This is a genomic window from Methylobacterium sp. OAE515, assembly GCF_041806315.1.
GTDB classification, from domain to species: Bacteria; Pseudomonadota; Alphaproteobacteria; order Rhizobiales; family Beijerinckiaceae; genus Methylobacterium; species Methylobacterium tardum.
Genome location: NZ_JBGMUV010000001.1, coordinates 993849 through 1008566 on the forward strand (window position 1 = coordinate 993849; position 14718 = coordinate 1008566).

Genomic DNA, 14718 nt, shown 5'->3' on the forward strand with positions numbered 1-14718 from the left:
GTGTCCGCCCTGAGGGACCGCCAGAATGCCGAAACGGGGCTTCACGGTCCGCGGAGAGGGACAGTTCTAGGAATTCTTTGATCTATCAGTCCGCCCTGAGGGACCGACTGTCCGCCCTGAGGGACTGAGCGTCCGCCCTGAGGGACCGTGAAATTCCTTCCAGGCGCCCAACTCATGAAGCGCTTGGTCGGCAATTCGCCCGAAACGTCGCAAACGTGTTCGGTCAATCGCCACTCGCTTGCTCGTCCATCCTTTCGGCTATCGAAGTTGCCTACGATCACGACTTCTATGAAGCCGTGGGCCTGCAATTCGACGATTGCCTTTGACGCGCTGGTTTTGCTCACCTTCAGGTTCTCGGCTGCCTGCCGCACCGACAGGATGATGCGGCCGTTGTTCATGCCCCGGTATTTCTTCTTCAAGAGCACGTAGAGGGCGCGTGCGTCGGTGCTCAGGTCGAGCCAAGCAGCCGAGTCGGTCAGCCAATCGTACAAGCGGACGTGAGGCGGCTCTTTTTTGCCGTTGCCCTTGTGGCCATTCTTGCTCACGCGGCGCCCCCCTGGCTGAGCAGGAGGCGCCAGAGATGCGCGCGGATCGCGCCCTCGTATGATCCGACCTCAGATCGGATCAGGGGCTCTGCAACGCCCTTTTTGCGAAGGCCCTCCTCAAGGCGCCGGAGCTGCTCTCGTAAATGGCCCTCGGCGTGGTTGCCGGGGACCGTGGCCATGAAGGCGGCCGTCTTTCGTATCTGCGGAAGGCGCCGAGCGAAGCGGAATGGGATGACGACGGCACTCACGCCGCACTCCCTTGCTGCTCCTGCTTAGCGATCCAGGTCAGAATGGTGGTCCGGCGAGCGCAAAGGGTTGCGCCGATCCGGAAGGTCGGAAGCCCGAGCTTGTCCGCCGCGTGGTACACCCGGCGCTTGTTCGTGTCGGTCGCGTCGCCGAACATGAATTTCGCGATTGCTTCCGCCCCAGTCATGAGGTCGTCGGCAAGAGGCAAGCCGGTATCGTTCGCGCCGGAGGGGCGCGCTGATGAAGCACTCATTTCAGTCCTTTATTAGTTTGCGATTACATCAGCCGCGACGAGCAGCGTTCGTTGACTGATCTTGCAGGTATCCAGTCTGTCAGGTGCGCCTTTTTTGAATAAGCGCATAGTATCGCCGTACAAGGCTTTGGCGATGCGTCGGGTGTCTGGCACCTGATCGTCCCAGTGCGTAACGCTTATGAAGATGTACGCATGCGCCACCGGCCTGATGAATTGCACTTCGATTTCCAGGTCGGCGGACTCAATCTTTTCTCGTAGCGAAGGGTCTGCGCAGAGACCCAAAAGCGCAACGACTGCAGACAGGAAGGTTTCGCCCTTAACGCATACGCCGGAAACATCAGACTGAGTTTCCCAGTTGTTCGTAATCGCCTCAAAAACTTTGACAGCTTCTGGTGCGTCTTTGGCAGTGGCTGACGCATTCAGGCCAATCAGAAACCTCGCAGCATCCAGGCTGGTCATGTGTGCTGCTCCGCGACCGCGGCCAGCTTGCGTCAGCAATCCTGCTTCTCGAAGATACCGCGCTATGCCACTGGCATAGGCAGTTTCGACGCCTTCGACCTCTGCTATCCTTTCCACCATCGTACTAAGCAGGGCCATTGCTTCCGACCGTTTTATCTGTAACCGTTGCGAATGAAGCCCGCAAGCGTTATCTGCGACGGTAGCAGATAAAATGGCACGACGCTTCATCCGCTGTGCGGTTGTCCAAAGCGACGCGAGGAATTTCAATGGCTTCGATACGAAAGCGAACCCTCCCAAGTGGGAAGTTGAAATGGCTCGCAGCCTACACGGACGGTGCCGGCCAGCGGCGGTTCAAGCAATTCGAAACGCGGAAGGCAGCCGACGCCTTCATGGTCCGAGTCCGGAGCGAGGTGGCAGCCGGCAGCCATGTGCCGGACCGGGCGGCCAGCACCGTCGATCAAGCCTATGCTATGCTGATCGCGACTCTTGAGGCGGATCAAGCCGCAGGCGCGACGCTGCACAATTACCGCGTCTACTATGGCGGGCATGTGAAGCCCTACCTGGGTGCTCGGCTACTCCCGAAACTCCACCCGGCAGACGTCGGTGACTGGCTCGAGCGGCTCAAGGCTGAGGGACGCACCGACGACACGTGTCGGCGTGCCAGGATCGTGCTGGGTGCGATCTTCGATGAGGCGATCCGTCGGCGACTTGCCCACGCTAATCCCGTCCGCTCGCTTCGGAGCCGGCGGAAAACCCGGCGCGCAGAGATCCGTGAGGTCGAGGAGACGATCCGTATCCCCGAACGCGAGGTCGTCAGGGCGATGCTCGCTGCAGCCGCCGATACTGAGGCTCTGTTTCTGATCGCTCGTGTGCGAAGCGGAGAGGGGTCTCGTGTCATCGAGGTGCAGCGGGTCTCGGCCGAGTATCCAATCCGGCAGGCGCGTGCCTTCCGCGCGCGGCACCCGGAGATGGCTGTCGAGACCTTCCGCCCCACGTCCTGGCTGCGGCCACTCCTTGCCACGATGGCTCTTGCCGGTTTGCGCATCGGTGAAGCGCGCGGCCTGTCCTGGGCGAGCGTCGAGTCCGAGCATCTCCAGGTGCGAGAGGGCGTCGACCGCTATAACGTCAGAGACACCGTGAAGACGGCTGCTGCGTTGCGCAGCGTGCCGATCGGCCCGCAGCTTGCGACGATCCTGGCGAATTGGAGAGCCAGGACGACAGGGGAGGGCGGTCTCGTGTTCCCATCGGAGACCGGGACACCGATCGGCTACCCGAACATCGTGAACCGCCAACTCGGGCCCCTCCAGATCGCCCTCGGAATCGTGGCGGCCGATGGCTCGCCACGCTGGACGGCACACAGCTTCCGGCATTTCGCCGTTTCTCTCTGGATCGATGAGGGAGCGAAGATCGGGCAGGTCTCGGAATGGGCCGGGCACGAGTCTCCCGAGTTCACCCAGCGCGTCTATGGGCACCTGTTCAAAGCTGGTCGGACGGACCGCCGAGCCGTCACTGCAGGCGAGCTTTCCGTGCTCGGCGCGATCGAGCCGGCAACACCAACGCAACACGGCAACGACAACGCGCTGAAAAACGGCACATCTGCAACAGCTTAATCGACCGCAACAGCCGCCTTCTAAGCGGCAGGTCGTAGGTTCGAGCCCTACCGGGGTCGCCAGCCCTTGTTCCCGGACGCCGCGGAGGTCGGCCGCCTCGGGGATCTGGCGCGGGGCCAGAGACATGGCCGGTCGATTCGGACTGCGGCCGTCTTCCGCCGTCCCGTTCCCTGGCCGTTCGCCGCGGTGAAGCAGAGGCCGGCAGCCCCCGGCCTGTCGGATCCCGGCGTCGGACACGCAAAACGTGAGCGGCTTGCGGCGTTCGGACTGATCCTTGCCGGTCCTCTCAGCGCTCACGGACGCGACAGGGTGCCGGCTCCCTTCAGAGCGGAGGCATCCCTGTATTCCCGCGGGGTCAGGCCGTGGCGCTTCCTGAAGCGGCGCGCGAAGTGAGCCTGGCTGGTGAAGCCGCAGCCATACGCGAGCGTGCCGATCGGCAGGTGAAGGCAGGCCGGATCGGCCAGGCGCTTGGCCGCCATCGCCAGCCGGCGTTCCCAGATCCAGTCGGAGATGTGCTGCCCGCGCTCGTGGAACAGCTCCTGCAGCCGGCGCAGCGACACGCCCGTCGCGACAGCGAGCTGTGGCGGGTCGAGGGTTGGGTCCTGCAGGTTGGCCTCGACATAGGCCTTGGCGCGCTGGACCACGACGCTGCCGTGGAGCGGCCGGGGCGCCTCCCGCGCCAGCCGCTCGGCCAGACTGGCCAGGATCAGATCGACGCCGACCGCCGCCATGCGCTCCGCGGCATCGGGTGTAAGCTGGTGGCGCACCCGGATCAGCTCATGCAGGAAGGTCGTCGTCAGCTTGGTGGACGCGAGATCCGCCCCCACGGACAGCCCCGTGTAGAGGCGCGTCGAGCCGAGCACGCGCTCCAGGCGTTCGCGCGGCAGCTCCAGAAACAGGGCCTGGCTGTTCACGTGGGTCGTCAGCACGGAGGGCCGATGGTCGAGCACGACCATATCGCCGGGTCGCTGCACCGCCTCCCGCCCGTCCTGGAGACTCGTCGACAGGCCCGCGAGCTTGAACAGCACCACGACCATCCCGGACCGGTCGTGGCGCCGCGCCGCACTGGGCGTCGTCTCGCACCGCAGGGCGCTCTGCGTCAGACGCGAGATGTGGAGGGGGCCGATCTCGGCGACGTCGAGCCTGCCCTGGAACGGGCCATCGTCGTCGAGGCGCTCAACCTCGATCGGCACGAGCCGCTCGCCCAGGAGCTCGCGCCACAGCTTGAAGCCGTTCCTCGGGGGGAGGCCCTCGGTCGAGAACAGTGTCTGCATCGGCAATTTCTGCGGCCCCTGCCGCCGCGAATGTTCAAGTCAGGAAAGTCGTCGAGGATTACGTATCATTATGCACAAAAGGCTTGATCGATCATAAGCTGAAATCATCAGTTTCGATGCGATGCGAATCCTCAACGGACTGGCCTGTAACACAGGGGGATGGATTCGCGACAGAGATGCGAAGGACCGCCGCTGCTCGGATCAATACTCATTGCGCGATCGCCTTCATCGGCGGCAATCGAAGACCATAGGACCTGGATGTGGGGCGTTGCCGGCGGGGCCGGCAGGAGCGATCGGGAGCAGCGCCGGACGCCTGGGTGCCGACGGCCAGACGACATCCGCGTCGCCTGGAAGCGCGATCGGTCGGGGCGCGCGGGTGGAGAGGATGCCCCTCATCACCGAATAGCCGACCTCCGCCGCCGCGGCCGGTCTGCCGGTTCGACGGATCCGGGCGCGGAATGGCCGCCGACGCGACCTCTCCGACAGCCCGGGCTCGCGGTGGCGCGTGTTGCGGCCTGCGCGGCCGCTCACCGCCACCGCATGCCACGTCTCACCCGCCCCGCGCTCTTGGCCGCCGGTGGCACCGCACGGCTCTCGATCGGCCCGCGTCCCGCGCGGGCGCCATCGGGGCTGGCGCCTACCAGGTCGTCGGCTTCGGGTTGCGCTCGTCGAAGCCCTTCTGGTGCCAGTAGGGGTAGATCGGGGTCTCCTGGCTCGCCGCGTCGAGCCGCGCGACCTGCTCGGGCGCCAGCGTCCAGCCGAGCGCGCCGAGATTCTGCTTCAGCTGGTCTTCGGTCCGGGCGCCGATCACGATGTTGCAGACGGTCGGCCGGGTCAGCAGCCAGTTGAGCGCCACCTGTGCCACCGTCTTGCCGGTCTCGGCCGCCACGGCGTCGAGCGCATCCACGACGCCGAACAGATACTCATCGGAGACCGGCGGACCGCCCTCGGCGCCGCCCGCCGCGATGCGGCCGCTCTGATTCGGCTGGCCGCGGCGGATCTTGCCGGTGAGACGGCCCCATCCCAGCGGGCTCCAGACCATCAGGCCGACGCCCTGGTCGATCCCGAGGGGCATCAGCTCCCACTCGTAGTGCCGGCCGATCAGGGAATAGTAGCCCTGGTAGGCGACGTAGCGGGCGAGCCCGTACCGCTCGGACGTGGCGAGCGCCTTCATGAGCTGCCAGCCGGAGAAGTTCGACGCGCCGATATAGCCGATCTTGCCCGAGCGGGTGAGATCGTCGAGGGCGCGCAGGGTCTCGTCGACGGGGGTCAGCGCGTCGAAGCCGTGCATGAAGTAGACGTCGATATGGTCGGTGCCGAGCCGCGTGAGGCTGGCCTCGCAGGCGCGGACCAAGTGATGGCGCGAGGAGCCGACCTGATTCAGGTCGTCGTTGAAGCGGAACGTCGCCTTGGTGGAGATCAGCGCCCGGTCGCGCTTGCCCTTGAGCGCCTGTCCCAGGATCTCCTCCGAGGCGCCCGCCGAGTAGATGTCGGCCGTGTCGAAGAAATTGAGCCCGGAATCGAGGCAGAGGTCGACCATGCGGGTCGCCTCCGCGACATCGGTCTGTCCCCAGCGCTGGAAGAACGCGTTCGTCCCGCCGAAGGTGCCGGTGCCGAAGCTGAGCACCGGCACGGTGAGGCCGGAGCGTCCGAACTGCCTGTATTCCATCGGGACCTCTCTGCGATCACGCCCGCCGCGCGGCGCGCCTCTCCGTCTAACACGGCCGCCCGGCCGGGCTTTCCCCACGCCGGCAAGCCTGCCGTGCGCGGGGGACGGGCCGGGCCCTGTCGCGGCCGCCCGGTGCTAGGCGCCCTGAGCCGGTCCGCGCGAGTGTTGGGCGTCGGCCTCAAGGAAGGCCCGCACGGTGTCGCGGAGAAAGGCGGTGTCGGCCGGGTTGCCCGCGGGATTGCCGGCGCGATGGCCCCAGACGCTCGGGATCGGCCGCAGGACGGCCTCGCGCAGGTGCGGCAGTTCGGCGGCGTTGTCGGCGACGCGGAAATAGAGATCGGTCTCGCCCGGCATCAGCAGCAGCCGGGCCGTGATCGCGCCCAGCGCCCGTGCGAGGTCGCCGCCGAAGCGCGGGTCGCGGCTGATATCGCCCGCCTCCCAGGTGCGGAGCTGCGCGTACAGGTCGGCCGCCGGGCGGCGGGCGAAGCGCTCCTCCCAGTCGGTGCGCAGGAAGGTGTCGAGGTCCGGGGCGCCGAGGGCGGTGCGGTGCAGGTCGGCCCGGTAGAAGTCCTGGCTGAGCGCCCAGCCCGCGTAGATGCGCCCGAAGGCCCGGAGCGCGGCGGCGGGCTCGGCCGAGAAGCGGCCGGCGCCGCGATGCTCCGGCGCGGCCTCCAGCACCGCCATCAGGCCCTTCAGGAACACGCGGTTGTGCGTGGCGGTCCGGGCGCTGCCGCAAGTGATCACCGCCCGGGCGATCTGATCGGGGAACAAAGCCGCCCAGTGGTAGGCCTGCTGCGCCCCCATGGACCAGCCGTAGACCGCGTGCAGGTGTTCGATGCCCCAGGTCTCGGCGAGCAGGCGGCGCTGGGCGTGGACGTTGTCCCAGGCGGTGACGAGGCCGGGCCAGTCCGGCGTGTTCGACGGGCTCGACGACAGGCCGTTGCCGAACATGTCCGGGATGACGATGAACCAGCGGGCCGGATCGAGCACCCCCTCGGGTCCGATCAGCCATTCGAGGTCGGGGTGCTGGGCGGCGTAGCTCGTCGGGTAGAGCACGACGTTGTCGCGCGCAGGAGAGAGGGTGCCGTGGCTCTTCCAGCGCAGAGTGGCGCCCCGCAGGAGATCACCCGCCTGGAGGGACAGGTCTCCGAGCGCGAAGCTGCCGGTGGCCGTCGGCCAGCCGCTCACGGGCGCAGCCCCCGCACGAAGCCGACAGGCCGGCGGGCGTAGCCCCGCTGCCGCACGCCGTGGCGCGCGCGCCATGTCCGATGGGTGTCCGGCAGGCGGTGGTGCTCGGTGTGGAACGGCATGGTCCTTATGAGCAGCCGCATCAGGCCGTCGGTCAAGGTCGGGCGCGTGTCGGTCAGGCCGGTGTCGTCCATGGTGCGGATCCGGGCGCCGCGACAGCGCCTTCACCTTCGCGCCCGTGAAATCCGTCCGCCTGCCGAAGCCATTTGCTATCCTGGACCGTGCGCGCCTCAAAAACGCACGAGCTTTGCATCATCCCTGCCGGCGCCACGGGAGTTTGTCGCTTGGTCCGGACCGTCTGCCCGCATGATTGCCCCTCCGCCTGCAGCCTCGACGTGCAGGTGGCGGATGGCCGCGTCGTCTCGGTCCGGGGCGGCGACAACCCCTACACGGCGGGGGTGATCTGCGCGAAGGTCAGCCGCTACGGCGAGCGCGTCCACCATCCCGACCGGATCCTCCACCCGCTCGAGCGCGTCGGCCCGAAGGGCAGCGGGCAGTGGCGGCGGATCGCCTGGGACGCGGCGCTCGACCGGCTGGCCGCAGCCTTCTCGGCGGCGGCGGAACATTGGGGACCGGAGGCGGTCTGGCCGTACAATTCGGGCGGCACGATGGGCCTCGTCCAGCGCGACGGCATCCACCGGCTGACCCACGCGATGGGCTATTCCCGGCGCAAGCGCACGATCTGCACGGCGATCGCGATCGCGGGCTGGAGCGCCGGAATCGGCCGGATCGCCGGGCCGGATCCCCGCGAGATGGCGTCGTCCGACCTGATCGTGGTCTGGGGCGGCAACCCGGTGAGCACCCAGGTCAACGCGATGACCCACATTAGCCGCGCCCGGAAGAGCCGGGGCGCCAAGCTGGTGGTGGTCGATCCCTACCGCACCGGCACCGCGGCGGCGGCCGACCTCCACCTCGCACTCCGGCCGGGCACCGACGGGGCGCTCGCCTGCGCGGTACTCCACGTCCTGTTCCGCGACGGCTACGCGGACCGGGCCTACCTCGCCGCCCATGCCGAGGACACGGCGGCGCTGGAGGCGCATCTCGCGTCGCGCACCCCCGAATGGGCGGCGGCGATCACGGGGCTCGAGCCCGCCGCGATCGAGGCCTTCGCGGCCCTCTACGGCCGGACGCCGCGCAGCTACATCCGCTGCGGCTTCGGCTTCACCCGGAGCCGCAACGGCGCCGTGAACCTCCACGCGGTCACCTGCCTGCCGACCGTCACCGGCGCGTGGCAGCACGAAGGCGGCGGCGCCCTCTGGCAGCAGGCCGCGATCTTCAACTGGGACAAGACCCTGACGGAGGGCCTCGACGTCAAGGCGCCAGGCGTGCGCGAGCTCGACATGAGCCGGATCGGCGCCATCCTCGCCGACGATCCCGACCCCCTGCAGGGCGGGCCGCCGGTGCGCGCCATGCTGATCCAGTCGGCCAATCCCGCCGTCTCGGCCCCCGACAGCGCCCGGGTGCGCGCCGGATTGGCGCGGCCTGACGTGTTCGTGGCCGTGCACGAGCAGTTCATGACCGAGACCGCGGCGCTGGCCGACCTCGTCCTGCCGGCCACCACCTTCCTGGAGCACGACGACATCTACGGGGCCGGCGGCCACAGCCACATCCAGGCGGGGCCGGCGATCCTGGAGCCCCCGGGCGAGTGCCGGTCGAACCACGCGCTGCTCGGCGCGCTCGCTGCCCGGCTCGGGGCGGACCATGCCGGCTTCCGACTGAGCGCCCGGGATCTCGCCGACGCGACCCTGGCGCGTTCGGGCTGGGGCGGCCTCGAAAGGCTGGAGGCGGCCGGCTGGATCGACGCGCAGCCGGATTTCGCCGAGAGCCATTTCCTGAACGGGTTCGGCCATCCGGACGGGCGCTTCCGCTTCGCCCCCGACTGGGCGGCGCTCGGCCCCCGTGCGGCCGGGATGCCAAGCCTGCCCGATCACTGGCCGACGGCCGAGCCCGCCGACGCGGAGCACCCGTTCCGGATGATCGCGCCGCCGGCCCGCCAGTTCCTCAACGCGACCTTCACCAACGTGGCCGAGTCGCTCCGCCGCGAGGGGCGGCCGACCTGCCTGCTCCACCCGGAGGACGGCGCGCGGCTCGGGATCGGCACGGGCGACACCGTCGAGATCGGCAATACCCGCGGCCGGGTCCGGCTGCACGCGCGCCTCGCCGAGGGGCAGCAGCCGGGCGTCGTGGTGGTCGAGAGCCTGTGGCCGAGCGCCTCCTTCGCGGGCGGCAGCGGGATCAACACCCTGATCGGCTCCGCACCGGCCGCGCCCAACGACGGCGCCGCCTTCCACGACACCGCGGTCTGGGTCCGGGCGGCCTGAGCGGAGGGCTCGGGCCCTCAGCGCCTCTGGCCTGACGCCGCGCCCGGATTCCGGACGCCCGCAACCCCACGCGCGGCTCCGGCCGATCAACACGCGCGGTCGACAGTCTTGGCCGACAGGACTCGGTCGGCGGAGGGGCTGCACCCGAACTGGGACCGGTAGCTGCGGGAAAAATGCGCCGCGCTCGAGAACCCGCAGGCCGTCGCGATCTCTCCGATCGCCAGGGGGCTCTGGCGCAACAGGCGCCGGCCGTGGGCCAGGCGGATGGCCCGGTACTGCGCCGAGAAACGCAGGCCCCGCTTGTCGAGGAACAGCCGGTCGAGGTGACGCGCGCTGACCGAGGCGAGGCGGGCCATGGCTTGACGGCTCAGCGGCGCCTCGACCGTCTTCTCCATCGTCTCGAGGATTGTCAGCAGGGCCGGGTGGTGGACGCCATACCGCTCCGCCGCGGACGCGCGCTGTGGGTCGTCCGCGGCGCCCACGGCGGTGTGCAGGAACCAGTCCGAGACGCGGCGCGCGAAGGCCGCGCCCATCCGTTCGGCGATCAGCCTGTGCGCCATGTCGAGGGGGGCGACCCCGCCGCCGCAGGTCAGGCGGTCGGCATCGGCGACGTAGCGCGCCCGCGTGAGCCGCGCCTCCGGAAACGCCTCGACCGTGGCGCCGGCATACTCCCAGTGAAGGGTGAAGGCGCGCTCCGCCAGCAGCCCCGCCGCGGCCATCAGGTAGGGGCCGCCCGATATGCCGCCGATGCGGACGCCGAACCGGGCCATGCGCCGCAGGGCCGCGTGGATCGCCGGCCTGTCCCACCCGGCCGGCTCGCCGCCCGCGCAGATGAAGAGGGTGTGGAGATGCCCGCGCTCCCGGGGCAGCCCCTCGGTGGGGACCTCCACGCCGGAGGAGGACGCGACCCGGCCCTCGGCCTCGCCGAAGTAGCGCAGCCGATAGAGGGCGCGCCCCGCCAGGTCGTTGGCCGCCCGGAACGGCTCGCAGGCCGAGGCGAACGACAACAGCGCGAAGCCCGGGACAAGGAGGAAGCCGATCTCTTGCGGCCGATCCCCCGCTCCCGGAGGGCCCGCATCCGCTGTCTGTGGTCCGGGTTGGCTCATCCGTGCAAGAAACCGTCTGTCACAGTCAAGCGCAACCGAGGCGAGACGCCATTCTTGGCGCCGCCCCTTCGGTCCGGGACCCCATCCGCATGCCCAATTCCTTGTGCCCACCCGCGTTCGTCGGCCGCACCGGTGCGCGCGGGCAGATCCGATGACCCGCCGGGTCGACGTCGCGGTCCTCGGGCTCGGCGCGATGGGCAGCGCCGTCCTGTATCAGCTGGCCAAAAGCGGGGTCGCGGTTGTCGGGATCGACCGCTTCGCCCCGCCGCACGCGTTCGGATCGAGCCACGGCGAGACACGCATCACCCGTCAGGCCGTCGGTGAGGGGCGCGACTACGTCCCGTTCGTCACCGCCTCGCACCGCATCTGGCGCGAGTTGGAGGCGGCGACGGGGGAGACCCTGCTGAATGCCTGCGGCGCCCTCGTCATGGCGCCCGGTCACGGGATCTCGTCCCATCACGGCAAGCCGGATTTCGTCGGCCGCTCGATCAGCGCCGCGCAGGAGGCCGGGATCGCCCACGAGGTGCTCGACGGCGCCGAGGTCGCCCGCCGCTTCCCGCAATTCCTCAACCTCGCGGGCGACGAGAAGGCCTATTACGAGCCGGGCGGCGGCTACGTGTTCCCGGAGCGCTGCCTTGCCGCGCAGCTCGGTTGCGCGGCCGCGGCGGGCGCCGAGATCCGGACCGGCTGCACGGTGCGGGCGCTGAGCCAGGACGGGGCCGGGATCCGCATCGAGACCGAGGACGGCGCGATCCTGGCCGACCGCGCCGTGGTCGCCGCCGGCGCCTGGACGGCGCCGCTGCTCGGGAGCCCGTTCGACCGGCTGCTCACGGTCCGGCGTCAGCTGCTGCACTGGTACGCCCTGGCGGACGACTCGGCCTATGAGCCGCAGGCGCCGGTCTTCATCTGGATGTACGGCACGACCGACACCGAGTACCTCTACGGCTTCCCGCCGCTGCCGGGGGAGCGCGCCATCAAGGTCGCGACCGAGCAGTACGACACCGCCACCACTGCCGACGGGGTGGAGCGCCGCGTCGATCCGTCGGAATCCGCCGAGATGTACCGGCTGCGCGTCGCGGACCGGCTGGCCGGCGCCACCCCGGAGGTCGTCCGGGCGGCGGCCTGCGTCTACACGGTGACCCCCGACCGCGGCTTCATCATCGACCGGCATCCCGGGATGGACCGGCTCTGGGTGGTCTCCGCCTGCTCGGGGCACGGCTTCAAGCACTCGGCCGGCATCGGCGAGGCCGTCGCCGCGGCGCTGGCCGGCGGGCCTGGCCAAGTCGATCTCGCCCCCTTCGCCCTCGCACGCTTCGGTTGATACGCTGGCCGATGGCTCGTGGATTGCTTGAAACCATGCCAAGATCGGCGCCGAGACCAGCGCCGCGTTCAGCACAGGCCATCAGGACCGCTCCGATGCGACACACGATCCGCACCTTCCTGACGACCGGAGCGCTGGCCCTCGCGGCGCTCTCGACCGTCGCGCTGCCGGGTCGGGCCGGGGCCGCTGACGGCGTCGAGGCGATCAAGAAGCGCGGGACGCTGATCGTCGGGGTGAAGGCGGATTACAGGCCGTTCGGCTTCCGCGATCCGAGCGGCACGATCATCGGGCTCGAGCCGGACCTCGCCGCCGACCTCGCCAAGCGGCTCGGCGTGAAGCTCGAGCTGGTGCCGGTGGTCTCGGCCAACCGGATCGAGTTCCTGCAGCAGGGCAAGGTCGATCTGCTGATCGCCACGCTCTCCGACAAGCCGGAGCGTCGCCGCGTCGTGCAGGCGATCGACCCGCAATACTATTCCGACTTCGTGAACGTGCTGCTGCCCAAGAGTTCCGGCATCACCGACTGGGCGCAGCTGAAGGGCAAGCCGCTCTGCGCGACCTCGGGTGCGTGGTACAACAAGGACGTCGCGCGCACCTATGGGGCGGAGATCATCGCCTTCGACGGCTCGGAGAAGCCGCTCTTCGCGCTCAAGCAGGGCAACTGCATCGGCTACGTCTACGACCAGAGCATGCTGCAGGGTAAGCTGCTCGACGACGATTGGAAGGCCAACTACGCCCTGCCGCTCAAGGGCATCCTCGACGCGCCGTGGATGATGGCGGTGGCGCAGGGCAACACCACGCTCCAGACCATGGTCGAGGACGCCACCAAGGACTGGATGAAGACCGGCCTCATCGTCGACGAGGAGAAGAAGTGGGGCATCGAGCCGACCGCTTACTCGAAGGCGATGCACGAGAAGTACAAGAACGCGACCAACTGATGCGGTCCTGCACGACGGCTCGCGCGCTCTCCGCCGAAGTGGGCGCCGGTTCGGCGCACGAGAGCGCGTCGGAACAGGGACGTGGAGCCGCGCCCGATTGCGACGCGATCGGGCGCGGCTCCAAGAGCGTTCGCCTGCGATGATCGCCACGATCCAGGCGTGGTTCCAGCAGCTCTACGAGACCACGGGCTTCAACTTCACGGTCTTCTACGACCCCTACGACTGGGACCGCTACGTCGCCGGCCTGCGGATGACGCTGCTGCTCGGGATCAGCACGATTCTGGCCAGCCTCGTGATCGGCGCGGTCGGCGCGCTCCTGCAGAGCGGGCCGTCGCGTCTGCTGCGCGGGCTGGTCAACGGCTTCGTCGTGCTGTTCCGCAACACGCCGCCGCTCGTGCAGATCTTCTTCTTCTACTTCGGGCTCGGCACGCTCCTGCCGGATCTGCGCGCGGCGGACGGCCTGCGCGCGCCGATCCTCAATAACGTCCAGTGGGCGATCGTCTCGCTGTCGCTGTTCGCCGGCGCGTTCAACGTCGAGATCTTCCGCTCCGGCATCGAGGCCGTGCCGAAGACCACGATCGAGGCCGCGGAGGCACTGGGCTACACCCGGTTCAAGGCCTACCGCCACGTCGTTCTGCCGCTGGCTCTGCGCGTCTGCCTGCCGGCCTTGAACAACAACCTGATCAACCTCCTGAAGACCACGACGCTCGCCTACGCCATCGCGGTCCCCGAGACGCTCTACGCGGTCAAGCAGATCTGGTCCGAATCGCAGAACGTCCTCGAAATGATGCTCGTCCTGCTCGCGACCTACGCCGTCTTCGTCGGCGTGCTCGTCTGGATCATGCACCGCTGGGAGCGGGCCCTGCGCATCCCGGGCTACGGCCGATGAGCGCCCCGGACCCGAACCGACGGGGTGACCTGCCGGTCCTGCTGCCGTTCGCGCTCGCCGATCACCGCCCGGCGGCGCGCCTGCGGCCGGCCCATCTCTGGCTGCTGTCCGGCCTCGCCCTCGTGGCGGTGCCGGCCTGGGCGCAGGGCGGGGCCGCCGCGCTGTCGCCGTTGGAGGTCGTGATCAAGTGGGCGCCCCTGCTGCTCACGGGTTTCGCCTTCAACGTCGCGATCTCGCTGATGGCGATGGCGATCGGCACCGTCGCGGGGATCGGGCTCGGGCTGGCCATGATGGCCGAAGGCCGCGTCCTGCCCCGCCTCGCGTGGTGCGCCACGCAGGTCTTCCGCAACGTGCCCTGGCTGGTGCTGCTGTTCTTCGTGATGTTCCTGGTGCCGTTCCAGGTCACGGTGTTGGGGATCCGTGTGCCGCTGCCCGACTGGATCAAGGCGACCTTCGGCTTCAGCCTGCCGGTCATGGCCAACGTCGCCGAGATCGTCCGCGGCGCGGTGCGCTCGGTGCCCAACACACAGTGGGAGGCGGCCGAATCACTGGCCTTCACCCGGCGGCAGACGCTGTGGCGCATCATCCTGCCCCAGTGCGCGAAGCGGATGCTGCCGCCCTGGATGAACGTCTATTCGCTGATCGCCATGGCGACCGTGCAGGCGTCGATCGTCGGGGTCACCGAGATGCTGACGCTGACCGCGCAGGTGCACGCGGCCGAGGGCGGCCGCCCCGAGCTGTTCGCCCCGCTCTACGGCTTCGCGCTGCTCTGCTTCTTCGTCTACTGCTACCCGATCGACCGGCTGACCGCCCGCCTGGAACGCCGCTTCGAGACCCGTTGA

The 14718-nt window shown here is 69.0% G+C and carries 15 protein-coding genes; 6 read left to right on the top strand and 9 right to left on the bottom strand.

The features are described 5' to 3' along the window. Positions 1 to 41: 41 nt before the first annotated feature. The 4 genes from ABIE45_RS04845 to ABIE45_RS04860 are packed head-to-tail and all read right to left on the bottom strand — an operon-like array spanning position 42 to position 1731. Entirely contained in the window at positions 42 to 545 is a 504-nt protein-coding gene (locus ABIE45_RS04845; protein ID WP_192709733.1) for a helix-turn-helix domain-containing protein, read from the bottom strand. Continuing rightward, positions 542 to 793, bottom strand: coding sequence for a DUF6074 family protein (locus ABIE45_RS04850; RefSeq protein WP_373622176.1), 252 nt, complete (start codon positions 791 to 793; stop codon positions 542 to 544). Before ABIE45_RS04850 ends, ABIE45_RS04845 begins: the two co-directional genes overlap by 4 nt. After that, on the bottom strand, positions 790 to 1044 hold the full coding sequence (locus ABIE45_RS04855; protein WP_192709732.1) for a DNA-binding protein: 255 nt from the start codon (positions 1042 to 1044) through the stop codon (positions 790 to 792). The genes ABIE45_RS04850 and ABIE45_RS04855 overlap by 4 nt, the downstream gene beginning before the upstream one ends. A 12-nt stretch (positions 1045 to 1056) precedes the next feature. Further along, positions 1057 to 1731 (bottom strand): hypothetical protein, encoded by a 675-nt coding sequence (locus ABIE45_RS04860; RefSeq protein ID WP_192709731.1) that lies wholly within the window; start codon positions 1729 to 1731, stop codon positions 1057 to 1059. Positions 1732 to 1808: 77 nt separating this feature from the next. Between ABIE45_RS04860 and ABIE45_RS04865 the strand changes: the two genes are divergently transcribed. Continuing rightward, on the top strand, positions 1809 to 3113 hold the full coding sequence (locus ABIE45_RS04865) for a tyrosine-type recombinase/integrase (RefSeq protein WP_192709730.1): 1305 nt from the start codon (positions 1809 to 1811) through the stop codon (positions 3111 to 3113). Between the two features lie 293 nt (positions 3114 to 3406). Here the strand turns inward: ABIE45_RS04865 and ABIE45_RS04870 are convergent, their stop codons facing one another. The 4 genes from ABIE45_RS04870 to ABIE45_RS04885 all read right to left on the bottom strand — a co-directional run bounded on the left by ABIE45_RS04870 (position 3407) and on the right by ABIE45_RS04885 (position 7438). Then, positions 3407 to 4387: a helix-turn-helix domain-containing protein gene (locus tag ABIE45_RS04870; protein ID WP_192709729.1), complete on the bottom strand. Its 981-nt coding sequence runs from the start codon at positions 4385 to 4387 to the stop codon at positions 3407 to 3409. A 637-nt stretch (positions 4388 to 5024) separates the two neighbouring features. Next, positions 5025 to 6056, bottom strand: a complete 1032-nt coding sequence (locus tag ABIE45_RS04875; RefSeq protein ID WP_192709728.1) for an aldo/keto reductase — start codon at positions 6054 to 6056, stop codon at positions 5025 to 5027. Positions 6057 to 6191: 135 nt separating this feature from the next. Continuing rightward, positions 6192 to 7244 (bottom strand): alpha/beta fold hydrolase, encoded by a 1053-nt coding sequence (locus ABIE45_RS04880; RefSeq protein WP_373622177.1) that lies wholly within the window; start codon positions 7242 to 7244, stop codon positions 6192 to 6194. Beyond that, on the bottom strand, positions 7241 to 7438 hold the full coding sequence (locus tag ABIE45_RS04885; protein WP_192709726.1) for a hypothetical protein: 198 nt from the start codon (positions 7436 to 7438) through the stop codon (positions 7241 to 7243). Before ABIE45_RS04885 ends, ABIE45_RS04880 begins: the two co-directional genes overlap by 4 nt. A gap of 150 nt (positions 7439 to 7588) precedes the next feature. On the opposite strand from ABIE45_RS04885, the gene ABIE45_RS04890 reads away from it, so the two are divergent. Next, the gene (locus ABIE45_RS04890; RefSeq protein ID WP_192709725.1) at positions 7589 to 9625 is read left to right on the top strand and encodes a molybdopterin oxidoreductase family protein; all 2037 of its coding nucleotides are present in this window, start codon (positions 7589 to 7591) and stop codon (positions 9623 to 9625) included. A gap of 86 nt (positions 9626 to 9711) precedes the next feature. Here ABIE45_RS04890 and ABIE45_RS04895 read toward each other — a convergent pair whose 3' ends face one another. Further along, complete coding sequence (locus tag ABIE45_RS04895) at positions 9712 to 10731, bottom strand: GlxA family transcriptional regulator (protein WP_192709724.1); 1020 nt, start codon at positions 10729 to 10731, stop codon at positions 9712 to 9714. 151 nt (positions 10732 to 10882) lie between these two features. Between ABIE45_RS04895 and solA the strand changes: the two genes are divergently transcribed. The 4 genes from solA to ABIE45_RS04915 all read left to right on the top strand — a co-directional run bounded on the left by solA (position 10883) and on the right by ABIE45_RS04915 (position 14718). Beyond that, positions 10883 to 12052, top strand: coding sequence for an N-methyl-L-tryptophan oxidase (gene solA / locus ABIE45_RS04900; protein WP_192709723.1), 1170 nt, complete (start codon positions 10883 to 10885; stop codon positions 12050 to 12052). Between the two features lie 95 nt (positions 12053 to 12147). Then, positions 12148 to 12987 carry a transporter substrate-binding domain-containing protein gene (locus tag ABIE45_RS04905; protein WP_192709722.1) on the top strand — a complete coding sequence of 280 codons (840 nt, stop codon included), beginning with the start codon at positions 12148 to 12150 and terminating at the stop codon, positions 12985 to 12987. 139 nt (positions 12988 to 13126) lie between these two features. Then, positions 13127 to 13876, top strand: a complete 750-nt coding sequence (locus ABIE45_RS04910; RefSeq protein WP_192709721.1) for an amino acid ABC transporter permease — start codon at positions 13127 to 13129, stop codon at positions 13874 to 13876. Further along, positions 13873 to 14718, top strand: a complete 846-nt coding sequence (locus ABIE45_RS04915; RefSeq protein ID WP_192709720.1) for an amino acid ABC transporter permease — start codon at positions 13873 to 13875, stop codon at positions 14716 to 14718. The genes ABIE45_RS04910 and ABIE45_RS04915 overlap by 4 nt, the downstream gene beginning before the upstream one ends.

Coding starts and splice junctions, on each gene's coding strand:
- ABIE45_RS04860 (WP_192709731.1), bottom strand. CDS start 1,731: ATGAAGCGTCGTGCCATTTTATCTGCTACCGTCGCAGATAACGCTTGC.
- ABIE45_RS04855 (WP_192709732.1), bottom strand. CDS start 1,044: ATGAGTGCTTCATCAGCGCGCCCCTCCGGCGCGAACGATACCGGCTTG.
- ABIE45_RS04895 (WP_192709724.1), bottom strand. CDS start 10,731: ATGAGCCAACCCGGACCACAGACAGCGGATGCGGGCCCTCCGGGAGCG.
- solA (WP_192709723.1), top strand. CDS start 10,883: ATGACCCGCCGGGTCGACGTCGCGGTCCTCGGGCTCGGCGCGATGGGC.
- ABIE45_RS04870 (WP_192709729.1), bottom strand. CDS start 4,387: ATGCAGACACTGTTCTCGACCGAGGGCCTCCCCCCGAGGAACGGCTTC.
- ABIE45_RS04875 (WP_192709728.1), bottom strand. CDS start 6,056: ATGGAATACAGGCAGTTCGGACGCTCCGGCCTCACCGTGCCGGTGCTC.
- ABIE45_RS04910 (WP_192709721.1), top strand. CDS start 13,127: ATGATCGCCACGATCCAGGCGTGGTTCCAGCAGCTCTACGAGACCACG.
- ABIE45_RS04915 (WP_192709720.1), top strand. CDS start 13,873: ATGAGCGCCCCGGACCCGAACCGACGGGGTGACCTGCCGGTCCTGCTG.
- ABIE45_RS04885 (WP_192709726.1), bottom strand. CDS start 7,438: ATGGACGACACCGGCCTGACCGACACGCGCCCGACCTTGACCGACGGC.
- ABIE45_RS04905 (WP_192709722.1), top strand. CDS start 12,148: ATGCGACACACGATCCGCACCTTCCTGACGACCGGAGCGCTGGCCCTC.